At 61.9% G+C, this 14,937-nt stretch carries 14 protein-coding genes; 12 read left to right on the top strand and 2 right to left on the bottom strand.

What is annotated here, in order from left to right:
* The first annotated feature begins 3 nt into the window (after positions 1–3).
* The gene (locus PZA18_RS04315; protein WP_284099568.1) at positions 4–1,419 is read left to right on the top strand and encodes an HlyD family type I secretion periplasmic adaptor subunit; all 1,416 of its coding nucleotides are present in this window, start codon (positions 4–6) and stop codon (positions 1,417–1,419) included.
* Between the two features lie 100 nt (positions 1,420–1,519).
* On the opposite strand, the gene PZA18_RS04310 is transcribed toward PZA18_RS04315, so the two are convergent.
* Entirely contained in the window at positions 1,520–2,602 is a 1,083-nt protein-coding gene (locus tag PZA18_RS04310) for a hypothetical protein (RefSeq protein ID WP_284099567.1), read from the bottom strand.
* A gap of 592 nt (positions 2,603–3,194) precedes the next feature.
* Here PZA18_RS04310 and PZA18_RS04305 point away from each other — a divergent pair.
* From PZA18_RS04305 to PZA18_RS04255, 11 genes are all read left to right on the top strand, one after another.
* Positions 3,195–3,332 carry a hypothetical protein gene (locus tag PZA18_RS04305; protein ID WP_284099566.1) on the top strand — a complete coding sequence of 46 codons (138 nt, stop codon included), beginning with the start codon at positions 3,195–3,197 and terminating at the stop codon, positions 3,330–3,332.
* A gap of 203 nt (positions 3,333–3,535) precedes the next feature.
* Positions 3,536–4,510 (top strand): TOMM precursor leader peptide-binding protein, encoded by a 975-nt coding sequence (locus PZA18_RS04300; protein WP_284099565.1) that lies wholly within the window; start codon positions 3,536–3,538, stop codon positions 4,508–4,510.
* Between the two features lie 3 nt (positions 4,511–4,513).
* Entirely contained in the window at positions 4,514–5,839 is a 1,326-nt protein-coding gene (locus tag PZA18_RS04295; RefSeq protein ID WP_284099564.1) for a YcaO-like family protein, read from the top strand.
* Between the two features lie 19 nt (positions 5,840–5,858).
* The gene (locus PZA18_RS04290) at positions 5,859–6,689 is read left to right on the top strand and encodes a SagB family peptide dehydrogenase (protein WP_284099563.1); all 831 of its coding nucleotides are present in this window, start codon (positions 5,859–5,861) and stop codon (positions 6,687–6,689) included.
* Positions 6,686–9,049 (top strand): ATP-binding cassette domain-containing protein, encoded by a 2,364-nt coding sequence (locus PZA18_RS04285; RefSeq protein ID WP_284099562.1) that lies wholly within the window; start codon positions 6,686–6,688, stop codon positions 9,047–9,049. The genes PZA18_RS04290 and PZA18_RS04285 overlap by 4 nt, the downstream gene beginning before the upstream one ends.
* Before the next feature lie 4 nt (positions 9,050–9,053).
* Positions 9,054–10,169, top strand: a complete 1,116-nt coding sequence (locus tag PZA18_RS04280; protein ID WP_284099561.1) for an ABC transporter permease — start codon at positions 9,054–9,056, stop codon at positions 10,167–10,169.
* Between the two features lie 51 nt (positions 10,170–10,220).
* The gene (locus PZA18_RS04275) at positions 10,221–10,685 is read left to right on the top strand and encodes a DUF2141 domain-containing protein (protein WP_284099560.1); all 465 of its coding nucleotides are present in this window, start codon (positions 10,221–10,223) and stop codon (positions 10,683–10,685) included.
* Complete coding sequence (locus PZA18_RS04270; protein WP_284099559.1) at positions 10,685–11,422, top strand: ABC transporter ATP-binding protein; 738 nt, start codon at positions 10,685–10,687, stop codon at positions 11,420–11,422. The genes PZA18_RS04275 and PZA18_RS04270 overlap by 1 nt, the downstream gene beginning before the upstream one ends.
* Positions 11,422–12,648, top strand: a complete 1,227-nt coding sequence (locus PZA18_RS04265; protein WP_284099558.1) for an ABC transporter permease — start codon at positions 11,422–11,424, stop codon at positions 12,646–12,648. Before PZA18_RS04270 ends, PZA18_RS04265 begins: the two co-directional genes overlap by 1 nt.
* Positions 12,649–12,670: 22 nt before the next feature.
* Positions 12,671–13,444 (top strand): outer membrane lipoprotein-sorting protein, encoded by a 774-nt coding sequence (locus PZA18_RS04260; RefSeq protein WP_284099557.1) that lies wholly within the window; start codon positions 12,671–12,673, stop codon positions 13,442–13,444.
* Complete coding sequence (locus PZA18_RS04255) at positions 13,441–14,682, top strand: hypothetical protein (RefSeq protein WP_284099556.1); 1,242 nt, start codon at positions 13,441–13,443, stop codon at positions 14,680–14,682. The genes PZA18_RS04260 and PZA18_RS04255 overlap by 4 nt, the downstream gene beginning before the upstream one ends.
* A 14-nt stretch (positions 14,683–14,696) precedes the next feature.
* Here the strand turns inward: PZA18_RS04255 and PZA18_RS04250 are convergent.
* Positions 14,697–14,937 (bottom strand): hypothetical protein (locus PZA18_RS04250; RefSeq protein ID WP_284099555.1); only part of this gene is annotated, 241 nt, incomplete at its 5' end.

Raw genomic sequence — 14,937 nt, 5'->3', positions numbered from 1 at the left:
GCCATGAGACTCGCTGCTACCCTTGATCTGCTCAAACGCTATGCCGCCGTCTGGCGCGCCGCTTGGGATATCCGGGAAGAACTGGACCCCAAGGAAAGACTGGCCCATGAGGCGCAATTCCTGCCCGCCGCGCTGGAACTGCAGGAAACCCCGCCTTCGCCCATTCCACGGGCGACCATGTGGACCCTGATTGTTCTCTGTGGCTTTGCCCTGCTCTGGAGCATCTTCGGCAAGATCGACGTCGTGGCCGTCGCTCAGGGCAAGATCATTCCGGATGACCGGACCAAGACGATCCAAGCGCCCGAGCTGGCGGTGATCCGCAAGATTCTGGTGCGCGATGGCCAGCCGGTAAAGGCCGGCGATAGCCTGGTCGAGCTGGATGCCACCGTTGCCGGCGCCGACGCCAAACGACTGGACGCTGAACTGGAAGCCGCTGAACTGGCGCTGGCCCGGGCCCAAGCCCTGTACGAAGCACTCAATAGCGGCAAGCCCCCGAAGCTACAACCACTCAGGCCACCGACCCGCCTCAATCTGGCCGACCAGCAACGTCTGTTATTGGGCGAGTATCAGGAAGTGCAGGCCAAACTGGCCACACTGGATGAAGAAACCGCCCGCCGTCAGGCCGAGCTGGAAACCACGCGCGAGCTGGTCGCCAAACTGGCTGATACGCTGCCCTTGGTCAAACAACGGGCCGAAGACTTCCGAGGTCTGGCCGACAAGAACTTTGTGGCCAAGCACGCCTTGCTCGAAAAAGAGCAGGCGCTGGTCGAAACCCAGCGTGATCTGGCAGCCCAGCGCAGCAAGGAGCGTGAGATCCAGCATGCCATTGCCCAGAACCAGCAGCAGCGGATCAGCTTGTTGGCGGAAGCAAAACGCTCAACACTGGATCAACTAAACCAGGCCAAGGACAAAGCCAGCAGCCTGAAACAGGAGTTGGTCAAGGCGGAACAGCGACGCCATTTGCTGACGCTGACGGCACCCGTGGATGGCGTAGTGCAACAGCTGGCCGTGCATACGATCGGTGGGGTATTGAAAGAGGCCGAGCCGCTGATGCAGATCGTGCCCAAGCAAGGGCGGCTGGTGGTGGAAGCCTGGGTTGAAAACAAGGACATCGGCTTTGTCTATGCCGACCAGCAAGCCGAGGTGAAAGTCGAAACCTTCAACTTCACCAAGTACGGCACCATCGACGCCAAGGTGCTGACCGTCTCGAACGATGCGGTGCAGGACGAAAAGCGCGGCCTGACTTACCCGATCCGGCTGGAGCTGAGCCGCAGCCAAGTGCGGGTAGAGAAAAAGGACGTCAACCTCGCGGCCGGCATGGCCGTCTCAGCCGAGATCAAGATCGGCAAACGCCGGGTGATCGAATACTTCCTCAGCCCGCTCTCTGAGCATCTGCAGGAGAGTTTGCGGGAACGGTAAGCGCACAGCGAAGGCTCTACAAAGACAGATCTGCAGAAACGTGACAACCCAGACGTCAACAGAGCCTAAGTCAGCGACGAACCCCAGCCATGCCGGCCAATCAGTCCAGATGCAGCAGCTTGATGGCGCGCTTGCTGCGCTGCATTTCGGTCAAGGCATCGGTGCCCGTGTTGTCGATGCCATAGCCAATGAACAGATCCAGATTGCGAAAGCCGCTCAAATCGGTTGGTGTGGGCAGGATGTTGGCACTGTAGGCGGAGGTGGTGGCCTGGTTGTAGCTCAGTTCGAAGGGCTTGGTATGAGCCGTTGGTATCAGCCAGCCCTGCCGGGTCAGGAAGTAAAAGGTGTTGCCGATGGTCGCGAATACAAACAGGCTGGTGGGCATATTGGCATGCGCCGGTGCCAACGGCACCTTGAAGCCTTTGATTTCCACCGCTCTGGGGTTGCGGCTGTCGATGCTGGCCAGGGTCGGCGTCCAGGTTGCCGGGTTGGTCGGGTTGACGGGTGTGGTCGCGCTATCGACACCATCACTCGATTGCCCTGGCGTACCATCGAAAACAACAGACCAGGGGCGCTTTTTCAGCCAACTCAGGTAAGCCGCCGGATCAGCCACCATCATCATCACATCGAACTGGCCAAACACGAATTCGTAACCTGCGGGGTTGTAGACGTTGACGTAGACATATCGGGCGCGTTCATTGACAACCGGGCTGATGCTTCCCTGCGGATAGATCCAGTTATTGAATACGCGATACGCCGGCAAATCGCCCTTGTACAAGTAATCACTGCCGGTATCCACGCCCGGATAACTGCAGACGGGCTTGCCGGCCGGACGACTGGTATTCGGGCAGTAAGGGGCGTCCAGGTAAGAGGCGCCAAACAGCTGTTCAGAAAAGAAATACGAATTGATATAACCGGTTGCGACACTCACCCCTGGCGGCACCAGCACCGCAAGCCGCAGATGCGTATCGGACTTCAGGTGCGACCAAGGCATCGGCACCCCGGTCGGTGATGAAAACGGATTCACCCACGCCGAAGTCAGCAGCTGCCCCGGCGCGGAAACCGGCTTGTAGAAATTGGCATCTACCGCCGGTTGAACATACTTGATGCTGGTATAAGCGGCAGCAGGCATTGCTGCCAGGGCCCAGACCATTGGAAGGATGTCACGGCAAAGCTTGAACATCGTGTTCTCACTCCTGCAATCTCGATTGAGTATTGCATCCCCCCCGCTGACGGGCCAGCCCGCTTATCCCGACATGCTCAACGCTGACGACAACAATTACACCAGACCCTGAAGTTGCTGAGCTGCCGCATTGCCATACCGGGCAACACCGTTTTTGCAACCGGTGTGGTCATTCAATACCGGTGTTATCAGCCATTCGACCAGTATCCAGCCTGACTCATCGGGACACCCATCCTCCGTCACAATCACATACTTTGAATCGACAACCAAACCTTACAATTAGTGTCATAGCTCTACGCACCTTGTAAAACAAGCGGCATCTTTTAGAAGAACTGCGTTATACCGCGTCACATTGCGGGTTAATTGTGGAGAAACACTAAAAAAGCTCACTTAGATCATTTGATCTAAATGACAAACAGCTAAACAAAGCGTATCGCGGCAATTCATGTTTTGTGTGCAGTTGCAGCATCGCAAATTCTTGATTCAATTATTCTCAACATATTAGGATGTTTGCGGGCAGGCTTGGTCGTTTGCCCCAAGCAAACACTTGTTTGCCCATTTTTCCAACAATTCGGAGAAGGGAAACGTAGCAATGAATATCACGATTGAAACGACCGAAATCCTCATCATTGATTCGACCGAAGCCGAGTACCTGCAAGACGATATGGAAGGCGCACTGGCTGGCGTCAGCATCTCCTGCTGCACCTGCTCCTGCTCCTGCTGCTGCTAATCACCCTGCACGCAGGTGCTGATGCGGCATCAGCGGTCTGATGGCTGGATGCCGTTTGCAGTGTCGGGGATGACCGCCTGGCCATCCCCGGCTTGAAGCCCGCCCGAAACCTCGGGAGCCGTTGCAGGATCAGCCAGCCGGCTTCAGTGCTCGCGCACCGTCTCATCGGCCAAACCCCAAACCATACCGACCACGATAGCGCCATGAATTCACGTCTCTACCTCTCTCCGCTGGCCGAAGTCACCCAACTGGGCGACGACAAGATTGCGCTCTCCGTCGTGGGCCGCCGCTTCACGGTTGAAGATCGCGCCGGCATGATCAAAAGCATTCTGGAACACGCGCAGGATGGCATCGTGCTCGATCAGCTGACTTCGACCCTCTCTGCCGTGTTTCCCGCCTCGGCGGTCGAAGCGGCGGTGAAGTCGTTGGCGCAGACCAAGGTTCTGGTCAGCCACGATGCACGCAGTCGTGGAGATGCCACCCACCAGCATCTGGCGCATCGGCGTGAAGCGGATGGCCAGATCGGTGTCGATCCGGCTTCGACTATGGATAGCTCGACCTGGATGGTGGCGCTGGCAGGGAAAGGCGCCCTGGCTGATGCGCTGGCGCAAGCCTTGATCGACATGGACGTACCCGTGACGCGACTATCCGCCGACACCACGCTGCCGGCGTTCCCGGATCGTCGTTGCATGCTGGTGGCCTGTGCCGACTATGAAAATTTCGCGCAGTCACGACAGCTCAACCAGCAGGCCATCGCGCACAACATGACCAGCCTGTATCTGGGCATCGACTGGACCACCGTGCAGTGCGGCCCGCTGGTGATCCCCAAGGCCACTGCCTGTTATGAGTGCTACTTCCACCGCGTACGGGCCACCCGTCGGTTTGTTGCCGAATTCGATTCGCGCGCCGTTGCGGACAATGTGCTCTACCACGCGCTGCCCAGCAAACTGGCCATTCAGTGGGCCGTTGCCGAAGCTTCGCGCATGGTGATGCGCTATCTGAGTGGCACGCTGGAAAACCTGCATCTGGGCCAGTTTTGCGAAATCGACAGTTTCAGTGGCGAAGTCCAGCGCAGTCTGGTCTTGCGCCTGCCGCGCTGCCCGGTCTGCGGCACCGCCAATACCGGGCGTCCGGTGGGCACCGCGTTTTTGCATGCCCAGCTGCGGCGCAAGGGGTAAACCATGGAAAGACTGTCCGAAGCAGGCCGTCTGGCCATGATCCATCAGGCTCTGGTGCATCGGCGCCACGGCATCATCACCGCCTTGTTTGAAGAAACCGAGCACCCGGCCGCACGCGGCCTGTTTGTCTTCAACGCGATGATGATCGACTTCAAAGCCCTGATGATCGACCCCAGTCGCAGCAAGCAGCTGGCCAGCGACCGGGCCAGTCTGGCCGGTTCGGGTGCCGCGTTTGACCGCACCTCCGCCCTGTGGTCGGCGTTTGGTGAAGCCATCGAGCGCTACTCGGCCTCCGCCTTTTTTGATGACGAATTGCACTACGCCAGCCAGAACGCTTTGGGTGCCGCCGCCACGCCGCTTGAAGACTTTGTGCTATTCAGCGCCGAGCAAACCCGGCAGCCCGGCTTCGAATTTGCGGCGCCCGACGCCGATCTGGTCCGCGCCTGGGTACCCGCCTTAGACCTGACCGAACCAGAGCGCGAGTGCTGGTTGCCGGCGCAGCTGGTGTATCTGGGCATGCGCGTCAAACAGCCGGGCGAGATTGTGTTTCAGTCCTCCTCAACCGGTTTGGCCTGCGGTATGGATGCCGAGCGCGCCATCTTGTCGGGACTATGTGAAACCATCGAGCGCGACGCCTTTGCCGCCATGTGGCAGATGCGCTATGCCCCACGCCGCCTGCAAGTGACCGACGCCACCCTGGCCAGCCTGCTGCCTGGCGTGCAGCACGCCCTGCAAGCCTCGCCGCTGCAAATCGACTTGTGGGACATCAGTACCGACATTGGCCTGCCAGTGGTTCTGTGCCTGGCTCGTAACCGCAACGGCGCCACCATGTCGGTGGGCGCCAGCGCCCACCTGTCGATCACCCAGGCCATCAATAAAGCGGTGATAGAGTCGCTGCACGGCTATATCTGGGCGGATTCCATTCTGCAGTCAGGCTCGCCCTTGCCTGAGCGGACCGCTATCGACAACCCGAGCGACCACTTTGCTTATTTTCTCGATCGCTCCCGACAGTCCACGCTCGACTTCCTGTTTGATAACCCACAGGTCATTCGTAGTGATGATCCGGCCCTGCAGCAGCTGAGCGACGAGACCGCCCTGCTCGGCCGATTGCGGCAGATGGGCTACCGGGCACTGGCTGCCGATGTCACCGCCGCTGACATCGGTTCGCTGGGCTTTCAGGTCGTGCGCACCGTGGTGCCGGGCTTGCAGCCCCTGCTGTTTGGCGACGGCCGCATCAGCCTCGACACCCGGCGTCTGCAGCAGATCGCCCGGCACTGGGGCCTGCCTGCTGTGCCCCCCGCCAATACCGACCCCCACCCTTTCCCTTGAGAATGGGATAGAAAACACCATGAATGACAGCCTGCAAGACCTTCTGCCACCACAAGCCATGGCGGGAGAATTCGACCTCGATAATGTGACCGAAATCCTGCACGAGCAGACCAAGTTCCACCGTGCCACTTTTTCCGGGCAGGTGAAGAACATCGTGCGGTATCTGCACCACCCCAGCTATATCGCCAAAGGCGCAGCGGGTTACAACCATTTTGCAGCCAACCCCCGCATCGACCTGCCCGAACCCGCACTGGAACTGGGCGAACTGGCCACAGCGCTGGCTGGCCGCCATAGCGCCCGTGCGTTTGAAGCCAGCCTCACGCTACAGCAGGTTTCCAGCCTGCTGCACCACGCCATCCGCGTGAACCGCTGGATGCAAAGCCACAATGCCCCGCATATCAAGCTGGCATTCCGGCCCTACCCTTCGCCGGGTGGGCTTTACCCGACCGAGTTCTACCTGTTTTTGAACCAGATCGAAGGCGTAGAGCCCTGCATCGCCCATTACGATGCGCGTGAACATTGCCTGCGCCAACTCAAGCCGCAAGATGGCACGGCCTTCACCAGCGTCGAAATCCAGTCTGGCGAGGCCGGCTTCAAGGCCCCCCTGGTCATGGCCCTGACCAGCCTGCCACAGCGGGCGACAGCCAAATATGGCAGTCGCGGCTATCGCATGTCGTTGCTCGAGGCCGGCCATGCGTCGCAGAACCTGTGTCTGGTTGCACAAGGGCTGGGCTTGGGTTCACTGGTTTACGGCGCCTACTACGATGACGAGCTGGCTGCGTTGCTCGATATTGATGGCGTCAGCGAGACCGTGGTGTCGGTCATGTTGTTCGGCAAGGAAAGTGCATGAGCGACAATCTATTGCTGGAAGCCACCCGGCCCGCCCCAGCTGCCGACATCAGCACCACACCCATCGACATGGCCGGTGGCGATAGCCTGCGCCGATTGGGAAGGCAGATGCTGATGCAGGCAGCGGCGGGCAATGCCGATGGCGCCAGCCATTGCCTGCAACAGCTATTCGCCTTGCGTGGCCGCTTTCCAGGCTTTGCGGTGTATCGCGAAGTGGCGACCGGGCGCCTGCCGGTGCAGGAGCAAGGCCCGGTGTTCGTGCAAGGGAGTGCGCCCCTGCCCGACCTGTTGCGACAGCAGTTCGATGAAGCCATCCAGCATTGCCGGCAGTTGCTGCAGCGCCCCGCCCCCACCATCCTGCTGCAGTGCCGGGCCGAGCAGCAGGATGTCCATCTGGCGCTCGAAGCCTTTCCCGGTCTCACGCTGATGCGGTTATCCACCTTGTCACCGGATTACCCGCTGGGACTGCGCGACACCCTGTTCCACGAAGTCACTCACAGTTTTCTGACTTGTGGCGTGCGCTTGCTGGATGAAGGCTTGGCCCACCATGTGGCCTCGCAGGCAGCAGGCGCCAGCTTGCCCCCCGCCCAGCCGGAATTGCTTCCCCCCTTGCGCCGTTTGCTCAGTCGCAGTGCCGATGCGATGTTTGGCGAGACGACCGATAGCGACCTCCGCGTCTACCAATCTGCCTGTGCTGTGGGTGCCGAACTGGTCGCCGAGCTATTGGAACGCCAGGGCAGTGCCGGCCTCTGCCGGCTCTACGAACAAATCAGCCAGGCCGTCAGCGACGCCGAAATCGTCGCGCTCGTCGAAGCGGCCCTGGGCCGCAGCCTGCCGCGTGTGCTATCGAAAGCGCCGCTCACTGCCGACCAGCAAGCCTTGGTAGACCGGGCACGCGAAGCCATGTTTGCCGCCTGGGCCAGCAAACAACCGTCCGAACTGGAACCTGTGCTGGCTGCCTTGGCGGAGCAGGACTACCACAGCCTGCCCGGCCTGCTCGACAGCCTGTTGTGCGCCCGCATCCAGCACGCGCTGCTGCGCGCCCACAATGGCGACAAACTGCCGCGAGACGAAGAAGCCGGCATTGATCTGCTGCTGCAGGAAGCCGACTGCCTGCCAGTGGGCCGGCTCTGGTTGTGGCGGGGCTGCCGGGCGGTGCTGGCCATCGCCCTGGCGCGTCCCAATCTGGTGAAGGTTGCGGCGGCGGGCCAGCAGGCAGTCGCCGCCTTCAACCGCGCTGCCGAGCTGATACCCGATGATCCCGACCTGCTGGTCCAGCACGCTACACTTTTGCTGAACGCGCCCGAAGCCTACGGCGGCAACCGGGATCTCGGCGTCGCCAAGCTGCGGCAGGCGATGCAAGACCCGCGTTACCATCACCACGCCCAGCGGGTATTGGCCCGCTATGGCATCGAAACACCCGAAGCCCGCACGGCAGACACCATCGCCCCCCCGCCTCCCAGCCCCCATCCGGTCAACGATGCGCCGGTAGCGATCCAGATCGACGGCATCCAGCTCAAGCTCTCGGCCGCCTTCACCCTGGCCCCTGGCCCGTTGACAGTGCGACGAGGCGAGCGTCTGGCGCTGGTCGGCCGCAACGGCAGCGGCAAGACCCTGTTGCTGGAAACGCTGCTCGGCTTGCGCCAGCCGGATCGCGGCCAGATTCGCCTCGAATTTGCCGGCACCGCCCCCGGCGGCGATCGCCGCCACCTGCTGGGCGGCTTGCTGCAGGGCGGCGACCTGCCCGGCCAGAGCAAAGTGCGCGAGATCATGGCCATGCACCAGGTCATGTACCCGCGCAGCGATGCCGAGGTAACCCGTGCTCTTGGTCTCGACGAACTGAAGGAGCGCGAATGGGACGTCCTGTCCCGCGGCCAGAAGCAACGGGTAATGCTATGGCTGGCGCTGGCGCATCTACCGGAAATCGCCTTGCTCGACGAACCGACGCTGGGGCTGGATGAATGGTTTGTACGCGCCGTGCGCGAGCTGTGGCAGCAGTTACCGATGACACTGGTCATCATCTCGCACCACCCGACCGATCTTGTCGGCATGCAGCGCATTGTCTGCATGAACGACGGCAAGATCGTCGATGAAGGCAGCCTGCCCGAGTTGGTCGAGCGTTATGCCGGCCGCTTCAAGGGCCAGATCCTGCAACCCCTGCCCGCTGCTGCCGCCGAAGCCATGAACCAGCTGCCGGGCCTGCTGCATCCGCCCCAGCCCACCCCACGCGGCTGGCTGTTGCAAGGCGGCGATGGCTTCGACCAGAGCTTCCGCCAATTCATTGACCGCCACGGGGTGTCGGCTTTCAGTCTCGAAGCCGCCTCAACCGAAGACTTTCTCGCCCGCGTGGCCCAGGACTGACCCGATGCTGAAAGTACTGCTACACCTGATTCGCGCCGACCTTGTGCTGTTTCTGCGCGGTCGTCTGGCGCTGTTCTGGACCTTTGCCTTCCCCTTGCTGCTGCTGATCATGCAGATGGCGCTATTCGGAGGCGGCAGCAAACTGGGGCCGGTATCCCTGGCACTGGTCGATCTTGACCAGACCCCAGCCAGCCAGGCCTATCTGCGGCAACTGCGCTCCGGCCTGTCGATGCAGGGCAGTGTCGGCTTCAAGATCAGCCTGCACAGCAGCCCGACCGATGGCAGGCAGGACATCGTAGTAACGGTGCCCAAGGGTTTTGCGGCGAATGTTGGCGCCGGTCAGACCACGACCTTGCAGCTGGGCGGCCAACAGACGACCGGACCAGCCTTCGAGGCCGCCTACGGCCTGATCTACGCCATGAGCGACAACTACAACCTGAACGGCCTCTCCCAGCCGAAACGGGTGCAGATACCGCCGGCAACCGAGTCATCCGCGCCCACACTCAGCTACGGCCTGTATCTGGTCACCGGTCTGGTTGGCATGGTGATCCTGTCCACCGGTCTGATGGGCTTTGCCGGCCCGCTGGTTGCCGCGCGCGAGAGCGGCATGTTCCGGCTATACCAGCTGTTCCCGATCAAGACTGGCTGGGTGGTGGTGGCATGGTGGCTATCGCGGCTGGTCGTCACGCTTCTGGCCAGCCTGCTGATGTTCGCCGCCGCCTGGTGGTTTTACGGTGTCCGTCCGGCGCCAAGTGGGCCGGAACTGGCCGCCGCCCTGCTGATGCTGACACTGGGCACCGGCGCGTTTCTATCGCTGGGGCTACTGATTGCCTCGGTTTCGAACAGCGTGACCGCCGCCAGCATCTTCTGCAATCTGCTGTACTTTCCGCTGATGTTCTCGGGCAATCTGATGATTCCGGTCAATGGCCTGCCCCCGACGATTCGAACCGTACTGGATTTCATGCCACTCAATGCCATGGTGGAAAGCCTGCGCCACTGTCTGGCCAGCAACGTGCAGCAGCAGTCAGAACTGTATAGCGGGCTGATTCTGCTCGGCATGATGGGGGGCTGTCTGGCGCTGTCGGTGCGGCGCTTCAGCTGGGTGCCGCGTAGAGGCTGATAAACGCAAGCCGAACCAACTGGCCAAACCCACCCATAACATGAGGGATTCATGAACAAACACACCTTGCGCCTGATGTTTTTCATCATGCTCGGCTTTGGCGCGCTGGTAGCGTGGCTGGCGGGCTATGTGTCGGGCAAGCCGGCCGTTGGGGCGCCGGCGACCTTGACGGTACAGGTCAGCGGCATTGCCAACGCCAAGGGCGGGATTCTGGCTTCGGTCTGCGACAAGGCCCACTTTCTCAAGACCTGCAACCAGTCCCGCATGGTGCAGGCGGATGCCGGGGGCAGCGTCAAGCTGCACTTCGACACCCTGCGCTCCGGCCGCTTTGCGGTGATGGTCTACCACGACGAAAACGGCAATCGGCAGTTTGATTACACCGCCGGCGGCATGCCGGCCGAAGGCTGGGGATTTTCGCGCAATGCACGCGGCAAGCAGGGCCCGCCCCGATTTGAAGACGCCGCCATCGACCTCAAACCCGGCGCCAACGAAATGCGCATCGAACTGGTGTACTGATGGGACATCTACAGCCCCCCCCTAGCCCGCAAAGCCAGCCACTGGCCCCCGCCAGCCGGCCGCAGCCGCCAATTCTGGCCGTCGAATCAGTCACCAAGCATTACCGACGCGGCAGCGAGCGCATCGTGGCCCTGACCGATCTGTCATTCAGCATCGACGCCCCGGAAGTGGTCGCCATCGCCGGCCCTTCCGGCAGTGGCAAAAGCACCCTGCTGAATCTGCTGGCGCGCTTCGATGTCCCCGACAGCGGCGAGGTGCGGCTCGATGGTCAGGATCTGGCCAGCATCAGCCCGGCTGCACTGGATGAGTTCCGCAATCGCAAACTCGGCTTCGTGTTCCAGCAGTTCAATCTGCTGCCGGTGCTGAGCGCCCTGGAAAACGTTGAGCTGGCGCTGGCGCCGCAAGCCCTGAGCCGCGCCCAGCGGCGCGAACGTGCCATCGCCATGCTGGAGCGTGTGGGCATGGGCTACCGGCTCGCCCACAAACCCGGAGAGCTGTCAGGCGGCCAGCAGCAGCGCGTTGCCATCGCCCGCGCACTGGTCGGCCGGCCCCGCTTCGTGATTGCCGACGAACCTACCGGCAACCTCGATAGCAAGACGGCGGCCGAAATCCTGCAATTGATCAGCGAGTTGAACCAGACCATGCAAACGACGTTTGTCATCGCCACCCACGACCCGCGTGTCATGCAGCTGGCGAATAGCGTGATCGAACTGGCCGATGGCCAAAGGATAGGCTGATGCAGTGGCTACGACTGGCACTTCTCAATATCTGGCGCAACGGACGACGCTCGCTATTGCTGGCGTTCACCCTCTGCATCGGCAATCTGGCCTTGCTGCTATTCGTCGGCTACATTGCCGCCACCCTCACCGGCCTGCGCGAAAGCACCATCCGCGCCGGGCTGGGTCATATTCAGATTGGCCTGCAGGGCCAGTTTGATGGCTATGCCGATCAGCCCTTGCAGTATGGACTGACGCGCGATGATCAGGTCCGGCTCGAAGCCAGTCTGGAAAGTGACGCGGCGGTGCGGCGGGTAGTGCCACGGCTGGTGTTCAGTGGTCTGGTATCGAATGGCCCACGTACCCTCAATTTTCAGGGCCAGGGCATCCACCCCGGCCGCGAGCGGCAAGCCTTTGGTGCGTTTCAGACGCTATCGGCCGGCGTCCCCCTGCAAGCCCATGACCGCAATGTCTACCGGGCCTTGCTGGGCCGGGAAATGGCCCGCCGCCTCGGCGTACAGCCGGGTGATTCCGTAACGGTCATGAGCAGTACCGTCAGCGGGGCCATCAACGCCATCGACGTCGAAGTCGCCGGGCTGATCGCCACCGGCATTCCCGAAACCGAGCTGTATTCGCTGCAATTGCCCATCGAGGCCGCGCAGGAGCTGTTACGTACCGACAAACTCTCGTACTTTGCCGTCCTGCTCAACGATAGCGCGCTCAGCGAAGCCACACAGGCCCGCATCGGCCTGCGCCTGGGTCACCGCTACGAGCTGAAAGGCTGGCAACAGCTGGCGCCGCTCTACACTCAGGTGCTGCAGCTCTATCGCAACCAGTTTGTGGTGTTTGGCAGTGTCATCGCCTTGCTGGTGTTCCTCAGCGTCTCGACCATGACCCTCACCACCCTGTTCGAACGCGCGCGTGAAATCGGCACCCTGCGTGCCATGGGGATCTCCAGCCAGACCATTCGCCGGCTGTTTGTGCATGAAGGCTGGCTGCTCGGGCTGGCCAGCAGTCTGATCGGCGCGGGTCTCGCCGCAATCGCAACCGTTGTCATCAATCTGCTGCAGATCGAACTGCCACCGCCGCCGGGTCGCAATAGTGGCGTCATCCTGCATTTGCTGTGGCTGCCTGAATACGTATTGCCCATCAGCCTGACACTGCCCCTGGTCGCCATGCTGGCCGCCTGGTGGACCAGCCGCCGCCTGGGTCGCCTGCCGATTGTCAGCGCACTGGCCCCGGCCTGATTGCGCCATCAGCCAGAACTTGATGACTCGCCCCCGCCTAACCATAGCCTTCATCCCGATCATGACCATCCGCCCAAGCCTGCTGCCGCTCACCCTGCTGCTTGCTGCCACGCCGCTGACGCAAGCCGCCAATCTGCCTGTCGAAGACATCCTGCGGCAGGTAGACCACTACCGCATGCCGGTGCCCAGCTTCGAAGCCTCGGTGCGCATCACGCCGCTACGCGACGGCAAGGAGCAAGAGCCGGGCACTTATCTGATCAAGGGCGGCGGGCCGAATCAGGTATTGGTCGAAGCCACCAGCTTTGATCAACGCGGCCAGAAATTCCTGACCACTGACAATGGGCTGTTCTTCTATGCCCCCCGAACCAAACGGGCGATCCGGCTGACGCCGCTGCAAACCCTGCGTGGCCAGGCTTCGATTGGCGATATCGCCCGCATCAGCTTTGCCAGTGACTACACCGCCAGCGAAATGGAGCTGCCGCCACAGAGCTGCCCCGACAGCCCATGCCTGGCCCTGCAGCTGACCAGCAAGAACCGCGAAGCCACTTATACCCGGATCGAACTCATCGTCAGCCGCCAGAAAAGCCGCTATGTGCCCATCAAGGCCATGCTGCATGTCGCCAGCGGCAAGTTGCTGAAAATTGCCCAGTTCACCCCGGCCAGCGGCAATCTGCCGCCGAGCACCCTCTACCTCGACCCGCAGGACGCCAGTGAACAGACCCGGGTGGAGTTTGAAAAGCTCAGTGCCGCCACCTTTCCGCCAGCGTTGTTCAACCCGCGTAGTCTGGAACAATGAAAGCCCGGCTGGCCCTGCCGACGATCTGCCTGCTCACCGCAGCCACGCTGGCGCAGGCGGAAGACGACTGGGCTGGCGGCTTTGCGCTGGCCGAATGGCAAACCCGCAGCGTGCGCGGGGCCCCCTTGAATGCCGACAACTTCACCGGCATCGCCAGCGAGCAGCTCCACCTTGCCGGCCTGCTGGAAGGCCGCTGGCAGGAGGTGAGCTGGCGGCTGCGCCTAGAAACCGAACACAACCGGCAGGACGGCCAACATTCGCGCAGCCGGGTGCAGGAACTGAATCGCGTCTTCACCCTGAGCGAGGGCACCAGCGTGTCGGTCGGCAAACGCCAGTATTCGCTCGACCAGTCTTATGTCTTGCAGCCGCTGGGCTTCTTCCAGAAACGCACCGATCTGGCTGACCCCACCGATAGCCTGGGCCAGAGCGAAGGCGTGCCAATGCTGCTATTCAGCTGGGTGGGTCGTCGCGCCAGTCTGGCGGCGGTCTACAGCAAAGATTTCGAGAATCCGCCCGATGGTTTCAACCGGGGCGTGGAGCAAAGCCTGCTCAAGCTTGGCTATGAATGGGACGGCCTGAGCGCCGCCATCCTGTTACGACGGGCAAGTGGCGAGTCCACCGGCGTGGGCGCCACCCTTAGTGGCACGTTGGGCGAGAGCTTCAGCTACTACGGCTCGGTTTACCACGCCCGAGGCACTCCTCGCCCGATTGCGCCAGAGTTGGTGGGCCAGGCCCGGCAGTCGCCCGTGCAGACCCTCGACAGCGTGCGGGCCAACGATGACGAGCCCTACCCGCGTGCAGCCATCGGCGTCATCTTCACCCCACGCGAGCTGCCGCGTTTCCAGCTCGAATACGCTTACGACAGGCGTGGCCTCTCCGATGCGCAATACCGGCACTACCTGGAACTGATCGACCGCGAAGCCGGTCCACAGCAACCTGCGCTGCTCACCCAGGCCAACCGCGCCACCCTGGCACAGATGCTGATTCCACAAGGCATGCGGCGGCACTACCTGAGCCTCTCGGCCACGCAGACCCTCGCGGGCTGCGACCTCACCGCCGGGGTCTACACCGGTCTCGCCGATGGTAGCCAAACCTGGTACGCCAGCCTTGAAGCCCCGTTGAGTGCCCATCTGCGTTTTGGCCTGGCTGCCACCCGCCAGGCCGGCGGCGCCCGTTCGGAGCGAGGCCTGTCACCCGTCGCAGGCACACTGGCCATCCGCCTGCGCGGCCTCTTCTAGGCTCTGTTGACGTTTTATTTCCGGATCGCGTTTCGTCGGATTTGGGCCTGATACAAGGCAAAAAGCGCGCCGCTTAGTGAGCTAAGCAAGCGATTTTTAACGCGGCAGCAGGCCCAAATCCGGCGAAACCCTCCGGGCCGGGTCGATTTTTTGGGCAAGGCGTCGTTAGGGTTAGCGTATTTATCTCGCGAAAAAGCGCACACCCAGCCAAGCCCAGCCCCCAAAAAACGCCCCGCGCGCCCGGAAACAAAACCA

This window comes from Parachitinimonas caeni (genome assembly GCF_030129945.1).
Taxonomy (GTDB): Bacteria; Pseudomonadota; Gammaproteobacteria; order Burkholderiales; family Chitinimonadaceae; genus Parachitinimonas; species Parachitinimonas caeni.
Note: the sequence above shows the minus strand (reverse complement) of the source record. Positions and strands in the feature narration are given on the sequence as shown.